General features: G+C 38.6%; 18 protein-coding genes. 13 read left to right on the top strand and 5 right to left on the bottom strand.

Features of this window, described 5'->3' with window-relative positions:
- Nucleotides 1–52: 52 nt before the first annotated feature.
- The 7 genes from pyrH to mnmC are packed head-to-tail and all read left to right on the top strand — an operon-like array spanning nucleotide 53 to nucleotide 8,823.
- The gene (pyrH, locus tag ACHJH3_RS04915; RefSeq protein WP_169942578.1) at nucleotides 53–772 is read left to right on the top strand and encodes a UMP kinase; all 720 of its coding nucleotides are present in this window, start codon (nucleotides 53–55) and stop codon (nucleotides 770–772) included.
- Nucleotides 773–787: 15 nt separating this feature from the next.
- Entirely contained in the window at nucleotides 788–1,006 is a 219-nt protein-coding gene (locus tag ACHJH3_RS04920; RefSeq protein WP_172201885.1) for a DNA-directed RNA polymerase subunit omega, read from the top strand.
- On the top strand, nucleotides 990–3,179 hold the full coding sequence (locus tag ACHJH3_RS04925) for a RelA/SpoT family protein (RefSeq protein WP_407063829.1): 2,190 nt from the start codon (nucleotides 990–992) through the stop codon (nucleotides 3,177–3,179). Before ACHJH3_RS04920 ends, ACHJH3_RS04925 begins: the two co-directional genes overlap by 17 nt.
- An 11-nt stretch (nucleotides 3,180–3,190) precedes the next feature.
- Nucleotides 3,191–4,399, top strand: a complete 1,209-nt coding sequence (gene tyrS / locus ACHJH3_RS04930; protein ID WP_407063830.1) for a tyrosine--tRNA ligase — start codon at nucleotides 3,191–3,193, stop codon at nucleotides 4,397–4,399.
- A complete protein-coding gene (locus tag ACHJH3_RS04935) occupies nucleotides 4,399–5,496 on the top strand; it encodes a nitronate monooxygenase (protein ID WP_169942572.1) in 1,098 nt (365 codons plus the stop codon). Before tyrS ends, ACHJH3_RS04935 begins: the two co-directional genes overlap by 1 nt.
- On the top strand, nucleotides 5,465–6,952 hold the full coding sequence (locus ACHJH3_RS04940) for an N-acetylmuramoyl-L-alanine amidase family protein (RefSeq protein WP_407063831.1): 1,488 nt from the start codon (nucleotides 5,465–5,467) through the stop codon (nucleotides 6,950–6,952). Before ACHJH3_RS04935 ends, ACHJH3_RS04940 begins: the two co-directional genes overlap by 32 nt.
- Entirely contained in the window at nucleotides 6,949–8,823 is a 1,875-nt protein-coding gene (gene mnmC / locus ACHJH3_RS04945; RefSeq protein ID WP_407063832.1) for a bifunctional tRNA (5-methylaminomethyl-2-thiouridine)(34)-methyltransferase MnmD/FAD-dependent 5-carboxymethylaminomethyl-2-thiouridine(34) oxidoreductase MnmC, read from the top strand. Before ACHJH3_RS04940 ends, mnmC begins: the two co-directional genes overlap by 4 nt.
- A 305-nt stretch (nucleotides 8,824–9,128) precedes the next feature.
- Here mnmC and ACHJH3_RS04950 read toward each other — a convergent pair whose 3' ends face one another.
- From ACHJH3_RS04950 to aspS, 5 genes are all read right to left on the bottom strand, one after another.
- On the bottom strand, nucleotides 9,129–9,332 hold the full coding sequence (locus ACHJH3_RS04950) for a hypothetical protein (RefSeq protein ID WP_407063833.1): 204 nt from the start codon (nucleotides 9,330–9,332) through the stop codon (nucleotides 9,129–9,131).
- Nucleotides 9,333–9,369: 37 nt separating this feature from the next.
- Nucleotides 9,370–9,888: an inorganic diphosphatase gene (gene ppa, locus ACHJH3_RS04955; RefSeq protein ID WP_407063834.1), complete on the bottom strand. Its 519-nt coding sequence runs from the start codon at nucleotides 9,886–9,888 to the stop codon at nucleotides 9,370–9,372.
- A gap of 301 nt (nucleotides 9,889–10,189) precedes the next feature.
- Nucleotides 10,190–10,573, bottom strand: a complete 384-nt coding sequence (locus tag ACHJH3_RS04960; RefSeq protein ID WP_169942566.1) for a YgiW/YdeI family stress tolerance OB fold protein — start codon at nucleotides 10,571–10,573, stop codon at nucleotides 10,190–10,192.
- Nucleotides 10,574–10,789: 216 nt separating this feature from the next.
- On the bottom strand, nucleotides 10,790–11,359 hold the full coding sequence (locus ACHJH3_RS04965) for an adenylate kinase (RefSeq protein WP_407063835.1): 570 nt from the start codon (nucleotides 11,357–11,359) through the stop codon (nucleotides 10,790–10,792).
- A 9-nt stretch (nucleotides 11,360–11,368) separates the two neighbouring features.
- Nucleotides 11,369–13,120, bottom strand: coding sequence for an aspartate--tRNA ligase (gene aspS / locus ACHJH3_RS04970; RefSeq protein ID WP_407063836.1), 1,752 nt, complete (start codon nucleotides 13,118–13,120; stop codon nucleotides 11,369–11,371).
- 94 nt (nucleotides 13,121–13,214) lie between these two features.
- On the opposite strand from aspS, the gene ACHJH3_RS04975 reads away from it, so the two are divergent.
- From ACHJH3_RS04975 to ACHJH3_RS05000, 6 genes are all read left to right on the top strand, one after another.
- Nucleotides 13,215–14,090: an NAD(+) kinase gene (locus ACHJH3_RS04975; RefSeq protein WP_407063837.1), complete on the top strand. Its 876-nt coding sequence runs from the start codon at nucleotides 13,215–13,217 to the stop codon at nucleotides 14,088–14,090.
- Nucleotides 14,083–15,606, top strand: coding sequence for an AAA family ATPase (locus tag ACHJH3_RS04980; protein ID WP_407063838.1), 1,524 nt, complete (start codon nucleotides 14,083–14,085; stop codon nucleotides 15,604–15,606). Before ACHJH3_RS04975 ends, ACHJH3_RS04980 begins: the two co-directional genes overlap by 8 nt.
- 109 nt (nucleotides 15,607–15,715) lie before the next feature.
- A complete protein-coding gene (locus ACHJH3_RS04985; RefSeq protein WP_407063839.1) occupies nucleotides 15,716–16,972 on the top strand; it encodes a diguanylate cyclase in 1,257 nt (418 codons plus the stop codon).
- Nucleotides 16,969–17,757, top strand: a complete 789-nt coding sequence (locus ACHJH3_RS04990) for a TatD family hydrolase (protein WP_407063840.1) — start codon at nucleotides 16,969–16,971, stop codon at nucleotides 17,755–17,757. Before ACHJH3_RS04985 ends, ACHJH3_RS04990 begins: the two co-directional genes overlap by 4 nt.
- 13 nt (nucleotides 17,758–17,770) lie before the next feature.
- Nucleotides 17,771–18,985 carry a lytic transglycosylase domain-containing protein gene (locus ACHJH3_RS04995; protein WP_407063841.1) on the top strand — a complete coding sequence of 405 codons (1,215 nt, stop codon included), beginning with the start codon at nucleotides 17,771–17,773 and terminating at the stop codon, nucleotides 18,983–18,985.
- Nucleotides 18,969–19,805, top strand: a complete 837-nt coding sequence (locus ACHJH3_RS05000) for a septal ring lytic transglycosylase RlpA family protein (protein ID WP_407063842.1) — start codon at nucleotides 18,969–18,971, stop codon at nucleotides 19,803–19,805. The genes ACHJH3_RS04995 and ACHJH3_RS05000 overlap by 17 nt, the downstream gene beginning before the upstream one ends.
- Nucleotide 19,806: the final 1 nt, after the last annotated feature.

Below are 19,806 nucleotides of genomic sequence, written 5' to 3' on the forward strand. Positions count from 1 at the left end.
AGTAAAATTTAAACACAAATTTGCTAAAATGCGTAAATTTTAAGGAGAATTTATGGAACGTAAAAAGCGAGTGTTGGTTAAATTTTCGGGCGAGGCGTTAGCGGGCGAGAGCGGATTTGGGATAGATAACGGAATTTTGAAATTTATCGCAAATCAGATTAAGGGACTTGTTGAAAACGGCGTTGAGGTAGGTATAGTTATAGGCGGCGGAAATATCATAAGAGGCGTAAGTGCGGCAAAAGACGGCATTATAAAGCGCACAAGCGGCGATCATATGGGTATGCTTGCTACCGTGATAAACTCAATTGCCATGAGAGAGGCGCTTGAGAAAACAGGCTTAAGCGTGCGTGTTCAAAGCGCTATCAAGATGGAGGCGATTTGCGAGACCTTTATCGTAGGACGCGCTCAAAGGCATCTTGAAAAAGGACGCGTAGTTATATTTGCAGCAGGAACCGGAAATCCGTTCTTTACGACCGATACGGCTGCGACCCTAAGGGCTATTGAGATTGATGCGGATATGATCATAAAAGCTACTAAAGTAGATGGTGTTTATGATAAAGATCCGAAGAAATTTGATGATGCCAAACTACTAAAAGAGCTTAGCTATGAAGTGGCCATGAATGACAATATAAAAGTTATGGATGATACTGCCATAGCCCTTGCTAAGGATAACAAGCTACCGATTTTAGTATGCAATATGTTTAAGGACGGAAATTTATTAAGCATTATCAACGAAGACGAATCGGCATTTTGTTCGGTAGTTAAAAACTAAATTTAAGGAGAGATGATGAGACTAGAAGAAGTAGCCGCAAGAGCGTTAAAAACAGTAGGAAACGATAGATATAAGCTTTCTTTGGTAGTGGCAAAGCGTGCTGAAGCGCTTGCTGCGGGAGCTAAAAGTCTGCTTGATAGAGATGTAAGCAAGATGAAATTTGCAGATATTGCGCTTTGCGAAATAGCCGAAGGAAAAATCGGCTTAGAGGGTATAGTTGAAGATAACAAGTAGCGGGCTTTTTTTAGAGCAACTCGTTGATAAAATTTCTGATTGCAGAGATGTTACAAAAGCAAAAGAGATACTATACTCTTTGTTTGAAGTTACTCCAAATGTCGAAAAAGCTATTGATTGGTGTATAACTTTTCATGCGGGACAGTTTAGAAAGAGCGGAGAACCTTACGCGATACATCCTATTTTAGTAGCTTCCATAGTTGCTCATATGGGTGGGGATGACAGCATGATCATCTCTGCGCTTTTGCATGATGTGGTTGAAGATACCGAATGCTCTACGGAAAATTTACAAGAAGAATTTGGCGAAGAGGTAGCTAAGCTGGTTGAGGGGCTAACTAAGATTGTTGCGATTAGAGAAGATAAGCTTGCAAGTTCTGGTTCTAACGAGCGACTTGCTGCCTCGGCGATGACTTTTCGCAAGATGCTTTTAGTGTCGATTGAAGATGTGCGTGTGCTTGTGATTAAGCTTTGCGATAGGCTTCATAATATGCTTACTCTTGATGCCTTAAGGCTTGATAAGCAAAAAAGAATCGCCGAAGAAACTCTTATGGTTTATGCTCCTATCGCGCACAGGCTTGGAATTTCTTCGATTAAAAATTTGCTTGAAGATTTAAGCTTTAAGTATGCGCTTGCGCAAGAGTATAAGAAGATAGATGACTACATAATCGAGCATAAGCAGCAGCTTCAGCTTAAGCTAAATTCATTTATTGATAAACTTAGTCAAATTTTATTGCAAAACGGCTTTACCGAAGGCAGTTTTGAGATACAAAAGCGGGTTAAGCATCACTACTCCATATACCTAAAAATGCAAAGAAAGGGTATCTCTATAGAAGAGGTGCTTGATCTTTTGGCGGCTAGAATTTTAGTTAAGCAGCCTAAGGATTGCTACCTTGCTCTTGGAAGTTTGCACATAAATTTCAACCCTCTCATTTCAAGATTTAAGGATTACATAGCGCTTCCTAAACAAAACGGCTATCAAACAATCCACACTACGATTTTTGATAATAAAAGCATATTTGAAGTTCAAATTCGCACATTTGATATGCATAAAACCGCAGAATACGGAGTTGCCGCACACTGGAAGTATAAAAACGGCGGGTTTTTAAATCCTAAGCTTGACTGGTTAAGCGATATCGGCATGCAAAACGAGACTGAAAACAATCCCGAAGAGCTATACGAATACGCAAAAGATAGCCTTTATGTAGAGGATATAGCCGTTTATTCGCCAAAGGGAGATATCTTTACTCTGCCACGTGGCGCTACGGCGCTTGATTATGCATATGAAATTCACACCGAGATAGGGCTTCACGCAAAAGAAGCTTACATAAATCGCATGAGAGTGCCGCTTTTAACTGAGCTTAAAAACGGCGATATAGTAAATATAGTAACCGGAGATGAGCCTAAATATCGCTGTTCTTGGCTTGGAAGCGTAAAGACAGGCAAGGCAAAAGCCACTATAAGATCGCTTTGCAAACAAAAGATAAAAGACATAAACAATCTCGTAGCGCTTGAAATTTTAAGCGGAATTTTCGGAGTTTCTACAAATAGAATTCTGGTTTGGCTAGAGAGCGAAAAGCTAACTAAGAAAATTTTTAAAGCCGCTTATGACTCGGTGTATCTGCAAGATGTCGTAAATGCACTTAAAAAATACATAAGAAAAGATAGGCCATTTGCGCTTAGGCTAACGGATAAATATCTTGTTAGAAAGCAAAAATTTGATCATATAGTTATCTACTCAAATCACAAAATAGCAACCGTTGAGTTTGATTATTGTTGCAATCCAAAAAGAGGCGATGATATCCTTGGCTTTAGGAGCGGATCTCACGTAACAGTTCATCATAAGCTTTGCGAGCGAGCGATGAAGCTTGTTGAGGATAAAAACGAAATGATATTTGTCAAATGGACTCGCAATGCTCCGCATAGATACAAGATCATCTTAAGTCTTGAAAATCGCAGAGGCTCTTTGGCTGAATTTTTAACATATCTTGCTAGAATGCAAGTTGATTTAGCTACAATAACTCTTTTAGAGACTCACGACGCTACGGCCGATCTCTTTGATCTAACCGTAGAAATCGGAGAAAATTTAGATATGGCTGAGATAAAAGAGCGATTAAAAGATCGCTATAAGATAATGGAATTTATATCGCTTGATGATGCTTATCATCAAAATTAAGGAAAGAGGCAGTGCAAGAGAAAATTTTAAAGATAATAGAAGAGATTAAAAAGGGTATTGCGGAGATAATCGGCGAAGAGCAGGTTGTAAATTTAGTTAAAAACTACTACGAAAAGGGTGAAAATTTCTACGTTAAAGCCGGCTTTGATCCGACGGCTCCTGATTTACACCTTGGTCATACGGTAGTGCTTCAAAAGATGGCGCTTTTGCAAAAACACGGTGCGATCGTTCAGTTTCTAATAGGCGACTTTACGGGGCAAATCGGCGATCCGACAGGCAAAAGCGAAACAAGAAAGAAGCTTGATAAGGATACCGTAGCAAAAAACGCTAAAACCTACGAGGAACAGGTTTTTAAAATTTTAGATCCCGAAAAAACGGTGATAATGTTTAACTCAAAATGGCTAAACGAGCTTGGTTCAGCAGGCATAGTTGAGCTTACAAGCACGTTTCCTGTAGCTAGAATGCTTGAAAGAGACGACTTTGAAAAGAGATTTAAAAGCGGAGCTTCAATATCGATAAGCGAATTTTTATATCCGTTGCTTCAAGGATATGATAGCGTAGCGATGAAATGCGATATCGAAATGGGCGGAACGGATCAGAAATTTAACCTTCTTATGGGAAGAACTTTGCAGCGAATTTATAATGTCGGCAAAGAGCAAGCTGTCATCATGATGCCTTTACTTGAGGGTCTTGACGGGGTTAATAAAATGAGTAAAAGCCTTAAAAACTATATCGGTGTGACTGACAATGCAAACGATATGTTCGGTAAAATTTTAAGCGTGAGCGATGAGCTTATGTGGAGATATTACGAGCTTTTAAGTGAAAAAAGCTTAAGTGAAATTAATAATTTAAAAGACGAAGTCGCAAACGGCAAGGCTCATCCAAAAGCGGTTAAAGAGGCTCTTGCTCTTGAGATCACTGCTAGATATCATGGCAAAGAGCAAGCCAATGAGGCTAAGGCTGAATTTGATAGAGTGCATTCGCAAAATCAAATTCCAACCGATATAGAGGAATTTAGCCTAAAAGCGCCTGTTTGGATAGTAGAAGCTCTTGCTCATTGCAAGCTAAGCTCTACTAATTCGCAAGCAAGACGTGATATAGCGGCAAATGCCGTTAGTGTAAATCAGATAAAAATAGGTGATGAGCAGATGAAACTTGACTCGGGCGAGTATGTTTTGCAAGTCGGTAAGAGAAAATTTGCAAGACTAAAGGTAATTTAATGGAATTTAGCTCGATCAAAATCGGAAAATACGAGATAAAGTATCCGATAGTTCAAGGCGGAATGGGGCTTGGTATAAGCTGGGACAGACTTGCCGGAAATGTTAGCCTAGAAGGCGGACTTGGAGTGATTAGTTCGGTTGGAACAGGGTATTATGAAAACAGAACGCATATCACAAAAGAGCTTAATTCAAAGCCTTTGGGAAGCGAGAATTTCTATTCTCGCGAGGGACTTAAGGCTGTCATTGATAACGCAAGAAAAATTTGCGGAAATTTGCCGCTTGGTATAAATGTGCTTTGTGCGAGTAACGACTATGCTCGTATCGTAAAGGATGCTTGCGAGCACGGCATAAACGTCATCATAAGCGGAGCGGGACTGCCTACGAATTTGCCGGAATTTACGCAAAATTTTAAAGAAGTAGCGCTTGTGCCTATAGTATCTTCGGCTAAAGCTCTTAAGATCATCTGTAAGCGCTGGAGTATGAGATATAACCGCTTGCCTGATGCCGTTGTGCTTGAAGGTCCTTTAAGCGGCGGGCATCAGGGCTTTACTTACGAGCAGTGCCTTGATCCTGAATATCAGCTTGAAAATTTGATTAAGCCGGTAAAAGAGGAGATTAAAGAGTGGGGTGATTTCCCGTTAATAGTAGCCGGCGGAATTTGGGATAATAGCGATATCAAAAGAGTTATGGCTCTTGGTGCAAACGGCGTTCAGATGGGAACTAGGTTTATAGGAACGCATGAGTGCGATGCCAGCGAAGGCTTTAAGGAAGTCTTGCTAAACGCTAAAAAAGAGGATATCGAGCTTATAAAAAGCCCTGTAGGCTATCCTGCTAGAGGAGTTAGGACAAATCTTATAAATTTAGTCGATCAAAAGGCCGGGCCAAAGATAAGCTGCATAAGCAACTGCGTAGCTCCTTGCCAAAGAGGAAAAGAGGCAAAAGAGGTTGGCTACTGCATAGCGGATAGGCTTTTTGACGCATTTTCCGGACGAAAAGAGACGGGGCTGTTTTTTACGGGTGCTAACGGATATAAACTAACAGAGATAATAAGCGTAAAGAGACTTTTTGCAAAACTTTTACATGGCGAAGATAGGTAGAATTTTACTATTATTGCTCTTGATTGTCGGTTTTTCATATGCCGATAGTGCAAGGCTTAAGAAATTTGACAGCGCATTTACTAATGCGAGCAAAAAAGTTAAGCTTGAGCTTCATCACGATATGAAAGGTCTTTATGTCAAGTCAATAATCGACAACGATATTCAAGTTAAAATAGAGTCCTTAAAAAGGCTTGTTAAAAGCTCAAAAGCTTTGGGTATTGACGGTATTCAATATGAAAAAGAACTTGCTACAATCGAAAAAGGCAAAAGTATCGGTCAAGAAGATTACGTAGTTAAGAAAAATGAGATAAAACAAGAAACTAATACTATATCAAATACTATTGTTTCTAAAAAAACAGATAAAATCAAGAAAAATTTATTTAAAATAGTTTCGATAGTTAAAAACAAAGATGACGTTCAGATTAAATTTAACCGTCCTATTGAGCAAGAAGATGTACGACACCTTCTTTTAACTTCAAAAGAGGGCTATAAGAATATATATGATTTTTACGGTATCTGGGACAAGAAGCCACATTTTTTCAAAAATGCTTTATCGGATAATATGAGGGTAGCACAGTTTCAAAAAGATACTATTAGAGTTGTTTTTGATAACAAGAAGCCTCAAAAGTTGGACTATTATATAGAAGAAAGCACAATACATTTTTTTGTAGTAAAAAAAGATATTCCAAAAGATAAAGAGATAAAGAACGATGATACCAAAGTGTTAAAAGATGCTACTCAAGAAAATAAAGGCGCGATACCTATTAAAAAAACCGGCGGTAAAACTATCGTGCTTGACGCAGGACACGGAGGCGATGACCCGGGCGCTATAAACGGAAAACTAAAAGAGAAAAATATCGTGCTAAATATCGCTTTAAAGACCGGCGATGAGCTTAAAAAACGCGGATATAAGGTGTATTATACCCGCACAAAGGATAAATTTATAAACCTCAGAAGCAGAACCAAGCTTGCTAACGACAAGCTTGCCGATCTTTTCATCTCTATACACGCAAATGCCGCTCCAAATAAGCAAAAAGGCGAAGTTATGCAAGGTATCGAGACATTTTTCCTCTCGCCTGCAAGAAGCGAGCGTAGCAAAAACGTAGCCGCGCTTGAAAACAAATCGGACATAGACGAGATGAATTTTTTCTCTAAACAGACTTTTTTAAATTTCTTAAACAGAGAAAAGATCATAGCCTCAAACAAGCTTGCCATCGATATCCAAAGAGAGGTTCTTACTAGAACCAAAAAGATAAATTCAAAGGTCGTTGACGGTGGAGTAAGAGAGGCTCCGTTTTGGGTTCTAGTGGGTGCGCTTATGCCCGCTGTTTTGCTTGAAGTGGGCTACATCTCACATCCTGATGAAGGCAAGCTAATAAGTAAGTCAAACTACCAAGACGCTATCGCTAAAGGAATTGCTAACGGCGTTGATGTCTATTTTGCAAATCAGCAATGAAAACCGCTCAAATTTCTTTTAAAGACGGAGTTGCTTATAGCGAGGATTTTGGAGATATATACTTTAGCGCCGATAATCCTGCCGGCGAGAGCGAGTATGTGTTTGCAAGTGCAATTGATGAAATTTGGGACAGGCAAGATCGGTTTATCATCGCTGAAGCGGGCTTTGGAGCGGGGCTAAATTTTTTAACAACACTAAACAAATTTAAAGACTCAAGCAAATTTTTGCATTATGTGAGTATCGAGGCAAATCCTGTTAGCAAGGAAGATCTTGTTAGGATTTATCAAAATTTAGGTGTCTTTAAAGAGCTTTCAAATGAGCTTATAAAAAGCTACCCGCCGCTTATACAAGGATTTCACCGACTAAATTTTGCAAATTTACGTATCACACTTGATCTTTGCTTTGGCAAGATCGATCAAATTTTGCCCGAGCTTGAATTTAGAGCCGATATCTGGTTTATGGACGGATTTGCGCCGAGCAAAAACGATAGTATGTGGAGCGATGAGGTTTTTAAGGGAATTTGTTATCTAAGCAAAACAGATACGATATTGCGAACATATTCAAGCGCAAGGGTCGTAAAAGACGCTCTTGCTAAAAATAATTTTGAAGTTACATTGCTAAAAGGCTTTGGCAAAAAGCGCGAGATGATAAGCGCTAGACTTATGAGTGAAAACGGCGCAGTAAAAAATCCATGGTTTAGTAGATACGACACGCAAAATAACTCTAAAGAGGCAAAAACCGCGCTTATCATAGGTGCGGGCGTGGCAGGCTGCGTTAGTGCTTATAAGCTAAATGAGCTTGGCGTAAAAGTTACTTTGGCTGAAAAGAAAGAAGAGATAGCCACAAACGGCTCTGGAAATCATGCTGGAATTTTAATGCCGCTTATCACAAAGCCTGAAGTAGAGCTTGGCAGAATGCACATGAACGCTTTTTTGCAGGCCGTTAGGTTTTATAAAGATACGATGAGTTCAAGCGAGTGTGAATTTAGCGGTGTTATAGACTATGCACACGAAGATAAGCTGCTTGAGCGTCTTTTAAAGTGGCAGGAATTTGATAGTCAAAATGGAGTTTTTGATATAAATTTAAGCAGCTTGCCGTATCCAAGTGCATTTATAAAAGAGGGTGCTAAGGCTAGACCTCGCAAGATGTGTAAGGTTGCAAGCAGGTGTGCTAATGTCTTGCTTGGATACGAGTTTGAGGGTTATGAAAATTTGCCAGATGGTAAAATATCCGCGAAATTTAAAAACGGAAAAACCATAATTAGCGACGTTTTGATACTTGCTATCGGTAGTGATAGTATGGAATTCTTTGCGAAGTTTGATATGCAGCTTAGCTCGGTTCGCGGGCAGGTTACGCATATCAAAGAGGCTGTCAAAACAAGCTTGCCTTTTAGCGCAAAAGGCTACGTTTGCCCCGAGGTTGACGGCGTGCAGGTTATCGGCGCAACCTATGATAGAAATTTAAAGCTAGACGAGCCCAGAAGCAGCGATGATGAGAAAAATTTAGCCGATATAGACGAGTTTTTGAGTGGTAAAGAGCCTGAAATTTTAGGCTCAAAAGTAGGCTATAGAAGCTATAGCGGAGATAGATTTCCGATTGTAGGAAGGCTTTATGACGAGGAATTTTATAAAAATAGTTATAAAGCGCTTCTTTGGACGAAAAATAAAAGCGAAAATTTAAGTGCCAAATATATCCCAAATGTCTATATCAATACCGCTCACGGCTCGCGCGGACTCTGTACCGCCGTGCTTGCGGCTGAGCTCATCTGCGATCTTATGTTTGATCGACCGTTATGTATAGAAAAGAGCCTTTTTGACGCACTTCATCCGGCTAGATTTTTGATACGAAAGCTTAAAAAGGGCATTAAGTAGTTTTTAAAATTTAAACGCGATCTATTCAAATTAATTAGCACTAGCTATATTTATCACGTCTTATAAAATAACTCGTTATAATAAATCCATGAAAAAGCTTTTTGTCCTTGCTCTTATAATAGTGTTTTTTACCGCTTTTATCTATATGTTTAGACCGTCGATTCAGACTGAGCCTGGTGGCGTGGCGAGTGCTGCACGCACGATATTTTGGCTTTCGATTTTATATATAATTTATCTAAGCGATCCTGATAATATAAAAGGCATGATAAATTTCTTTAACGCAAATGATTTAGCGCTTGGTTTGCTTATTTTGACGGATATTTATCTTGTTTGTAAGTTTTGGATTGCTCTTTAAATTTGCCAAATCCGCTAGAGTTTGAGTCCTCAAATTTCTTTGAAAATCCGCCATATTTTTGAGTTTTGCCTCCGTGCATATCTATAACCCCTCTTTCTTGAGAAGCGGTCAGTAATGAGGCGCAAGCTGTTAGTATAAGTAGTATTTGTTTCAAATTTTACCTTTTAAAGCCCCAAATTTAGGGGCTTATATTATTTATAGCTTTTTATGGCTTTATCTAAAATTTCTTTTGCCGTATCGGCACACTTAAACTCTTTTACTTTTACCCATTTGTTCGGTTCAAGCATTTTATAGGTTTCAAAGAAGTTTTTTATCTTATTTAGCGTCGCTTCAGAAAGATCTTTGTATGTTTTTATATTCTCGTATCTCGGATCTATTTTGCTAACAGGAACCGCAAGAAGTTTTTCGTCCATTCCCGCCTCATCTTCCATCACGAGCACTCCGATTAATCGGCAAGGGATGACACTGCCCGCTTGCAAAGGATATTCGTTAAGCACTAATATATCGGCAGGATCGCCGTCTTCTGCTAGTGTATTTGGCACGAAGCCGTAGTTTGCAGGGTAAAACATCGCAGAATACAGCACGCGATCAACGAAAACCGCACCGCTGTCTTTGCAAATTTCATATTTTATGTTTGAGCCGTATGGGATTTCGATTACGGCATTGATTTTATCGGGATTTGAACCCGCTTTGATTTTTGATATATCCATGTTTGCTCCTTGGTTTATTTGCGTGTGATTATACTTATTTGCGGCTTTTATTTAAGTTAAATTTGACAGCCTGCACTTGATATCGGCTTTGGTATACGTTTATTTACGATACTTGATAAAGCAGGTTTGAGATTAAATTTAATAAAATTGAGATGAGGCGGTTTTAAAGTTTTGTCTTAAATTAACTCTTGTAAAGCTATGATAAGTTACATGGCTCTTTTGGTGAGCTACAAATCAAATTTACCCTAAAGCCCTCTTTTTAAAATTTGAGTTTTAAAAGGGCTTTAGAGTGTATGGCTGATTATTTTATTATTTCAACAGATTTTACATCTATTGTTGTTTTTGTAAGATCTTTATCAACTTTGCCCGTGATTCTTATAGGCGTGTTTTCATCTACCGTTACGCCCTTCCAGATGTGATTGTCTATTTCTATCTCGACTACATCGCCGCTTTTACCTACAAATTCGTAGTGTTCGGCTCTGATTTGCGATCTTATTTTACCTTCAAGTATGACAGGGGCGTCATCTCTTAAATTTAAAGCCTCTTTTACGCTCATTAAAGTCGCACTTCCCTTGCCTGTAAATCCGCCTTGATTTTGCGTCGTGTTAGCGTTAGCACCCGTAAATCCTCCGCTTGCTAGAAGCGAGCTAGCCAAAAGAGCTGAAATTGTAATTTTTTTAAACATTTTTAATCCTTTTAAATTTTTGATTTTTAAACTCTGCTAATCAGAGTAACCTTCTAAACTTAGTTTTTATAACCTAGTATTATTTTGTTATAAACTGAAGCGAATTGTAATGCGAATTTGTTAATTAAAAGTTAAGGAATAATACTGCTTAAAAAATAGTAAATTTGCCACATTTCGCGCTATTTGCAAAGCGTGGCAAATTAAATTTTAGTAGTTTTATAGAAGTGAATTTATTAGTTTTCTCATGTCTTGTACGATCTCATCGATCGTTCTTTCGCCGTTTATCTCGTGAAGCAAATTTTTGCTTGAATAAAATTCACGAATTGCGCCGATTGGCTCAAGATATACTTTCATGCGGTTATTAAAGACTTCGTTGTTATCATCGGCGCCTCTTGCACGTCCAAGCACACGCTCCCTGGCTACATCTTCGCTAACGGCCACTTCGATAACGCCTTTTAGCGCGATTTCATCCTGTGCAGAGAGAACTTTATCAAGCTCACTCATCTGCTCGACGCTTCTAGGATATCCGTCAAGCACGACATTTGGTGTTTTTGAGCTTTTTATGGCGCTTATTATTGCATTTACAACTACTTCCAGAGGGACTAAATTTCCTTTTGAGATGTAGCTGTCTATGAGTTTGCCCAGCTCGCTTCCGCTTGCAACTTCTTCTCTAAGCAGATCGCCCGTGGAGTAGTGAGTAAAGCTTTCATCGCCTTTTGCGATCAAATTTGCATCCGTTGTTTTACCGCTTCCAGGTGCTCCGATTATCAAAAATAGTTTTTTCATCAAATTTCCTTAGTTGGTTTTTTCTCTTAGTCTAAGTCCAAGCTCTCGAAGTTGCTCGGAATTTGCTTCGCTTGGCGCTTTTGTCATAGGGCATTGCGCGCGCTGTGTTTTAGGGAATGCGATGACGTCGCGAATACTGGTTGATTTAGTAGCTAGCATCACAAGGCGGTCAAATCCTATCGCGATACCTCCGTGCGGCGGCGCTCCAAAGCTAAGCGCGTCAAGCAGGAAGCCAAATTTCTCTCTTTGCTCCGCTTCATCTATGCCAAGAAGTTTAAATACCTTTTGCTGAACGTCATTTTTATGTATTCTCACGCTTCCTCCGCCTAGTTCAAAGCCGTTTAGCACAACATCGTGAGCTATGGATAGGATATCTTCCAGGTCCTCTTCGTCTATATTTTTAGGGCATGTGAATGGGTGGTGCATCGCAGAGTAGCTTCCGTCGTCGTTTTGCTCAAACATAGGGAAGTCTAGCACCCATAAAAATTCCATTCTGTCTTGATCGATTATTCCCATTTGCTCAGCTAAGAAAATTCTAAATCTTCCCATATAGTCAAGTACTATCTTTTTCTTGCCTGCACCGAAAAATACGACATCGCCAAGTTTTAACTCGCATCTATCAACTATCTCTTGAAGGTCTTTTTCTTCAAAGAATTTGCAAAGCGGACCTTTTAATCCGTCCTCTTTCATCTGGAAGTATCCTAGTCCTTGAGCTCCGAATTTGCGCACAAATTCTTCAAACCTATTCATCTCGCGTTTGCTAAAAATATTATCTCCGTTTGGCACTTTAAGCGCTTTTATGCGGTTTTTCTTAGGATCTTTTGCGATAGAGCTAAAAATTTCATTTGTCGAGCGAGCAAATATATCAATCACGTCAACCATAGCTAGATCGTATCTAAGGTCAGGTTTATCCGAGCCGTATGTTTCGGTAGCTTCTTTGTAGCTCATGCGTCTAAACGGCGTTTTGACATCATATCCGCAGGCTGCAAAGATGTCTTTTAGAACTTCTTCGGCCATATTTAAGATATCATCTTGCTTAATAAAGCTCATCTCGATATCAATCTGCGTAAATTCAGGCTGGCGATCAGCTCGCAAATCCTCATCTCTAAAGCATTTTGCTATCTGAAAATACTTATCAAAGCCCGAACACATTAAAAGCTGCTTAAATAGCTGAGGGCTTTGCGGAAGTGCATAAAATTGCCCCGGATATACGCGGCTTGGCACCAGATAGTCTCTTGCGCCTTCAGGTGTGGCGCGAGTTAGGATAGGTGTTTCAAATTCTATAAAGCCAAGCCTGTCAAGTGCGTTTCTAGCGGCAATCGCAGCCTTTGAGCGCATTTTAAAGATATTTTGCAAGCGCTCGTTTCTTAAGTCCAAAAATCGGTATTTAAGCCTGATATCTTCATTTACCGAATTATCGTTGATCATAAACGGAAGCGGTTCGCTTGGGTTTTCAACTATCACTTCGCTAACTACGACTTCGATCTCGCCGGTCTTTAGCCTTGGATTTACAAGTCCTTCGCCACGCGCTCTTATCTTGCCTTTAATTTTTAAAACATACTCGTCGCGAACTTTTGACGCTATTTCATGAGCGCTTATGCTATCGGCAGGATCGCAAACCAGCTGGATTAGCCCCGTTCTATCTCTTAAATCGATAAAGATAACTCCGCCGTGGTCTCTATACGTATTGACCCAGCCGCAAAGATCGACTTCTTTGCCGATGTCCGCCGCACTAAGCTCTGCGCAATAATGGCTTCGCATTAGATACTCCTTAAAATTCGTTTTTGAAAGCCTGATTATACTCAAATTTTGCTTTTACCGAGCTTTTAAACCAAAATATGCTACAATCAAAACTATGAAAAAAGAGAGAAATTTAAATATTGCCGATGTAAAAAAAGTCGGAGTTATAGCTAAGATAAATACCGATTTGGCTAAAAATTTAAAGAGGATTGAGAAAATTTTAGCCAAATACGGTGTAGAAATTTTGCTTGAAAAAAGTTGCGCTAAAGAGGTTGATAAGCAGGGTTTTGAGCTAATAAATTTGGCTAAAAATTGTGATTTTCTAATCTCTTTAGGCGGAGACGGCACGATCATATCCGTTTGCAGACAGAGTGCAGAAATTTCGCCGTTTGTGCTTGGAATTCACGCAGGAAGACTTGGATTTTTAACCGATATCACGATGGATGAATGCGAAGGGTTTTTTAAAGACTTTTTTGAGGGAAAATTTGATATCGAAACCCCGTTTATGCTTGATGTATTTATGCATAAAAAAAGCGGCGATACGGTAAAAAAGATAGCCTTTAACGAAGCTGCGATACTAAGCTTGAAGCCAGGCTCTATGGCTCATATCAATGCGCTTTTAAACGGAAAAGATTTTAACTCGTATTTTGGCGACGGCGTTCTTATATCAACGCCGATCGGCTCGACTGCTTACAACATGAGCGCAAACGGACCTATCATCTATCCGTTAAGCGATGTTTTTGCCGTTACTCCAATATGCTCTCATTCGCTTACTCAGCGTCCGGTTGTGCTTCCAAGAGGGTTTGAGATGAAATTTAAAACCCAAAGCGATGCTGTTTTGGTTATTGATGGGCAAGATAGGTTTAACATGTCAAATTTAGATAGCATTAGCGTTGCTTTGAGTGAAAAATCGGCAAAATTTATCCGCCATATCGGCAGGGATTACTTTCAAATTTTAAAAGAAAAACTTCACTGGGGTTATAATGATTGAGAGGCTTTTGATAAAGGAATATCTAAATTTTGATAGCGTTGAGCTGAAATTTAAGGAGGGACTTAGCGTATTTACCGGCGTAAGCGGTGCGGGCAAGTCGGTTTTGATGAGTGCGATAATGGCGGTTTTTGGACTCAAGGATAGCGACGCAAAGCTGATTGAAGCGGATGTGGAGTATAAATTCAGTGCCGAGGAGTATGCGATTGAGAGCGAGCAGATAAATACTTTTAAGCTGTTTAGAGATAAGGCGACAAGGTATTTTATCAACTCTCAGGCTATTTCAAAGAAAAATCTCGCCTCAATCGCAAAAGAGCATATAAAATATCTGTCCGCCAAAGAGATAAACGAGTTTGAAAACGAGAGATTTTTAAATTTGCTTGATATCGCCGAAAGTAAAAAAAACGGAGAATTTTTAAAATTTAAGCAGGAATTTGAGGCAAAATTTAAGGAATTTGATCAAATTTCAAAAGAGTTGCAAAATATAATGGAAGATGAAAGAAGGATTGAGGAGCTTAAGGAATTTGCAAGCTTTGAGATATCAAAAATAGAGTCTGTTAGCCCAAAAGTAGGCGAATTTGAAGAGCTTATGGAGATAAAAAAACGCCTTAGTAAAAAAGATAAGATAAATGAAGCTTGGAGTAGGGCCGAAGCCGTATTTCACGCTGAAAGAGCCGTCATAGATGCGCTAAATATCAGCGATATAGATGCGAGCTTTTTTGAAGAGTGCATGAACGAGCTTAGAATAGCGCGCGACAACCTAAATATGGATGAGCTTGAAGATATCGATATAGAAGGCGTTTTGGATAGGATCGAAGCACTAAATTCGCTAATTCGCAGATACGCAAGCATCGAAGAAGCGCTTGAAACTTTAAAAAAACGAAAAGCCGAGCTTGGTAAATATGAAAATATAAGCTTTGAAAAGAACTTGCTTGAAGCTAAATTTAATGCTTTAAAAAGCGAGATTAACGATATGTCAAGCAAGCTTACAAAGGCAAGGAGTGAAAATCTAAAAGAGCTTGAAAGCCTTATAAATTCTTATCTTAAAGAGCTTTATATGAGTAAGATAACTCTAAAGATAAGCCCAAAACCGCTTGATAAATTCGGCGTTGACGAGATAGCTTTAAGCTTAAACGAGACCAATTTAAAAAATTTAAGCTCGGGCGAACTGAATCGTTTGCGACTTGCCTTTATAGCAAGTGAAACGCAAATTTCAGGAAGCGGAGAAGGGGTAATAATCCTTGATGAAATAGATGCGAATTTAAGCGGAAAAGAGGCGATGAGTATCGCAAATGTGCTTTTAAATTTAGCTAAATTCTATCAGATTTTTGCTATCTCGCACCAGCCTCAACTTAGCTCAAAGGCAAATTCTCACTTTTTAGTTGAAAAACTTGAAGAAAAATCCATCGTAAGAGAGCTTGAAAACAGCGAACGAATATCTGAGCTTGCAAGAATGATAAGCGGAGAGACCGTAAGCAAAGAGGCGATGGAATTTGCCAAGCAGCTTTTAGACGGGTAGTTATGTCCTAAATTTTATTTTTAAAAAAGAAAAAAGATGATAATATCTAACGCTTTTGAAAAAAGTTAATATAGTTTAAATATAAAATTTAATAGGTAATATAAAAAATATGGAAAAAAATAGAATTTTAATAGTAGAGGATAACAAATCACTTGCAAAACTAATAGCTAAAAAGATGGAAGACAACGTCGATATGCAGGTTGATATAGCTTATAGTTTAAAAGAGGCGCAGGAATTTTTAAAAAATCCAAATGATTATTTTATAGCGTTGCTTGATCTAAATTTGCCTGATGCTCCAAACGGCGAGGTTGTTGATTATGTGATTTCAAAAGGCTTGCCGAGCATAGTTTTAACAGGAAGTATGGATAATAAAACAAGAGAGACTTTCATACATAAAGATATTGTGGATTATGTTTATAAAGGCAATATGGAGGATATAAATTATATATTTCATATGATTAATCGTCTTAGACAAAATAGGCAATATAAAGTAATGGTCATTGAGGATTCTTTGACGTTTAGAAATAGCTCGAAAAAAATTTTAAAAAGCTTGCAGTTTGAAGTATTTGCCGCAGCTCACGGCGAAGAAGCTCTTGGCTATTTTAAAGATAATCCCGATATAAAGCTTATTGTTACAGATTATAGAATGCCTGTTAAAGACGGTCTTGAAGTTTTAAAAGCAGTAAGAAAAGACAAGGATAAAAACTCTTTGGGAGTTATTGTAATGACCTCTCCTAAAGACGAGATAAATGCAGCCGTATTTCTTAAAAGCGGTGCTAATGACTTCATAGCAAAGCCTTTTGAAAAAGAGGAGCTGATATCTAGAGTAAATAACACTATAGAAGCCATGGAAAATATAGAAAGAATTGCAAATTTTGCTAATTGTGACTTTTTAACGGGCGCTTACAACAGGCGTTATTTTTATAGCGACATGGATGAATATTTAAAGAAAATCGCAGAAAAAAATGAAAATTACGCTTTGGCAATGATAGATATTGATCATTTTAAAAAGATAAATGATACATATGGGCACGACGGCGGTGACAGAGCGCTTAAATTTTTAGCTAAAAAACTTATAGACTCAACAAAGGGAAGCGATATAGTAGCTCGCTTTGGCGGCGAGGAGTTTTGTGTGGCACTTAAGAATATACGCCAAGAAGAGGCCGTGAAATTTTTTGTCAATTTAAGAGCCGCTATAGCATCAAGTGTAGTTATGCTAAAAAAAGCAAATATTCAAATGACCGTTTCTATCGGTTTGGCATTTGGAGATAACGAATCTAACGTAGATGAAATGCTGGAACTTGCAGACAAGGCTCTTTATGCCGCTAAGAAAAACGGAAGAAACCGCGTGGAGATCAATCTGTGATCATAGATACTCACTGCCATCTTGACGATAATAGATATGATGACGATCTTGATACGGTCATGCAAAATGCCTACAACGCAGGCGTGGGAGGGGTTTTAATCCCGGGGGCTGATATTAATGATTTACCAAAAGCTGCTAAGATATCTCAGAAATTTGATAATGTATTTTTTGCCGCAGGCGTTCATCCATATCACAAAGAGGATTTAGATATCGATACGCTTCGTAAATTTGCCAGTCATGAGAAGTGTATAGCTATCGGGGAATGCGGGCTTGATTATTTTAGATTGCCAAAAGACGATAGTGAAAAAATAGCTGAAAAAGAGCTTCAAAAGAGAGTTTTTATCTCTCAGCTTGATTTGGCTAGCGAGCTAAAAATGCCTGTTATTTTACATATTAGAGATGCCAATGAGGATACTTTTAATATACTAAAAGAGTATGCAAGTAGGCTTGTGGGTGCCGTAATGCACTGTTATAACGCATCTCCTTTGCTTTTGGAACTTAATAAATTCGGGAATTTCTATTTTGGCATAGGCGGGGTTTTGACGTTTAAAAACGCTAAAAATTTAGTGGAAATTTTGCCTAAAATTCCACAAGATAAGTTACTAATTGAAACAGACGGTCCGTATCTTTCTCCGGAGCCGTATAGAGGCAGAAGAAACGAGCCGATATATACTCAGCTGGTTGTTGAGAAAATGGCTGAAATTTTAAATTTAGATAAAGAGAGGTTGATAAATTTAACAACATCGAATGCAAAGATGCTTTTTGGGCATTTTAAAACAGCATAAACCAAGGAGAAAAATGAGATATTTTAAGATAATTCTTTTGTGTATGACCTGTTTTGGAGTTTTGTCTGCATCAACGGCAAACAAAGATCATGTAGAAATACAAAAGAAGATATTAAAAGAGTTTGATATAGATGCTAAATTTATGAAAAATCCACACTATAGCTCTATAAAAAATAGCATAAAAGAGAGCAAGAAGAAGGAATTCGTAAAAACTTTAAAAAACGGACATAGGCACATACCTACTCTTCAAAAAATCATCAAAGACTCGGGTATTCCGGAATCTTTTTTATATCTTGCAATGATAGAATCAGGATTTTCCAATAATGTCGTATCAAGCAAGAGTGCAATCGGAATTTGGCAGTTTATGGCTCCTACTGCAAGGCTTTACGGTCTTAGAGTGGATAACTATACGGATGAGAGAAAAGATCCTATCGCGGCAACTATCGCGGCAACCAAATACCTTCAGAGCTTAAAAGACGAATTTGGGAAATGGTATCTTGCTATGATGGCGTATAACTGCGGCAATACCAAACTAAGATCGGCTATTAAAAAGGCAGGAACGGATGATCTGGCTACCTTGCTTGATGCAAATAAAGGCTATATCCCAAAAGAAACTAGAAATTTTGTTAAGAAAATTTTAACCGTTGCTCATATCGCAAACGATAAAAACTTCCTTAGCTCAAAAGATGCCGAGCTTATAACAAATGCAAAAGGCATGGAGATTGAGAAGATAAAAGTACCCGGAGGAACTACTTTGATGGAGGTAGGCGACAGTATCGGACTTAGTCTAAAAAGAATGAAAGAGTATAACTCTCATCTTAAATTCGTCTATACTCCGCCTGTTGATAAGCCGTATTATATGTATATACCAAAAAATAAAAAAGAGATGTTTGATAATAATTTCGAGGTTGCTAAAAATCGTAAATTTGAAATTTACACCGTGGGCAAAAACGAAACGCTCCTTGCAATCGCTGAAAAAACAGGCGTAAGTCACAAGATCATCAAAGAGTATAACGCTCTTGCTTCAAACGAGATAAAGCCAAATCAAAAATTAGTCATTCCTAGCGACCAAGATGTTAATTACCTAGCCGAATATATAGTAAAAAGTGGAGACACTTTAAGTGAAGTTGCAAAGAAATTTGATGTCGCTTTTGAGGATTTAAAGGATGCAAATAGCTTGATGAGCTCAAATTCTTCTATCGGAGCAAAGCTTGCAACCTCAGAATAGTATAAAATTTACGCTTCTTAGTGTTTTTATAGTTATATTTTTTACAGGCTGTTCGGTCGTAAGCGGGATATTGGGACCAAGCGGACCAAAGGGGCCTACACAAGAAAAGATAAATAACTCTAAAAAGGTGCATGAAGCCACTATGCGCCCTTATAAGATAAACGGCAAGACTTATTATCCTACGGTTGTTAGTGTAGGAGATACGGCTAGCGGTATTGCAAGTTGGTATGGTCCTGATTTTCACGGCAAAAAAACTTCAAACGGTGAAATTTATAATATGTACAATATGACTGCCGCGCATAAGACTTTGCCGATGAATACAATGGTTAGAGTGGTAAATTTAAAAAATAAAAAAAGCATTGTGGTGCGTATAAACGACCGCGGACCCTTTGTGGCAGGTAGAGTTATAGACCTCTCAAAAACCGCTGCCTCAAAGATAGATATGATAGCCGCAGGAACCGCTCCGGTATTTTTGGAAGTCATAGGATTTAACGGCAAGATCAGCGATAGCTCCACAGTTGCTTCTGGTACAACAAAAGAGCAAAAGACAACCGGAGGCGTAGTTGTAGCGCAAAAACCGCAAGATGTGTTTGTAGGCGGAGAATTTATGGTTCAAATCGGGGCGTTTAGAAATTTAAGCGGTGCTACAACTTACAAAAATAAGCACTCAACTAAAAACTATACCGCCGAAATTAGAAAATATACGCTTGATAATAAGCCGATTTATAGAGTTTTCTTAACAGGATTTAGAAGCGAAAACGAGGCTAGAGACTTCATTGAAGCAGGGCATATAGAAGGCGCATTTATCGCAAGGGAGTAAG

The organism is Campylobacter canis (assembly GCF_045504005.1).
Classification (GTDB): domain Bacteria; phylum Campylobacterota; class Campylobacteria; order Campylobacterales; family Campylobacteraceae; genus Campylobacter_A; species Campylobacter_A canis.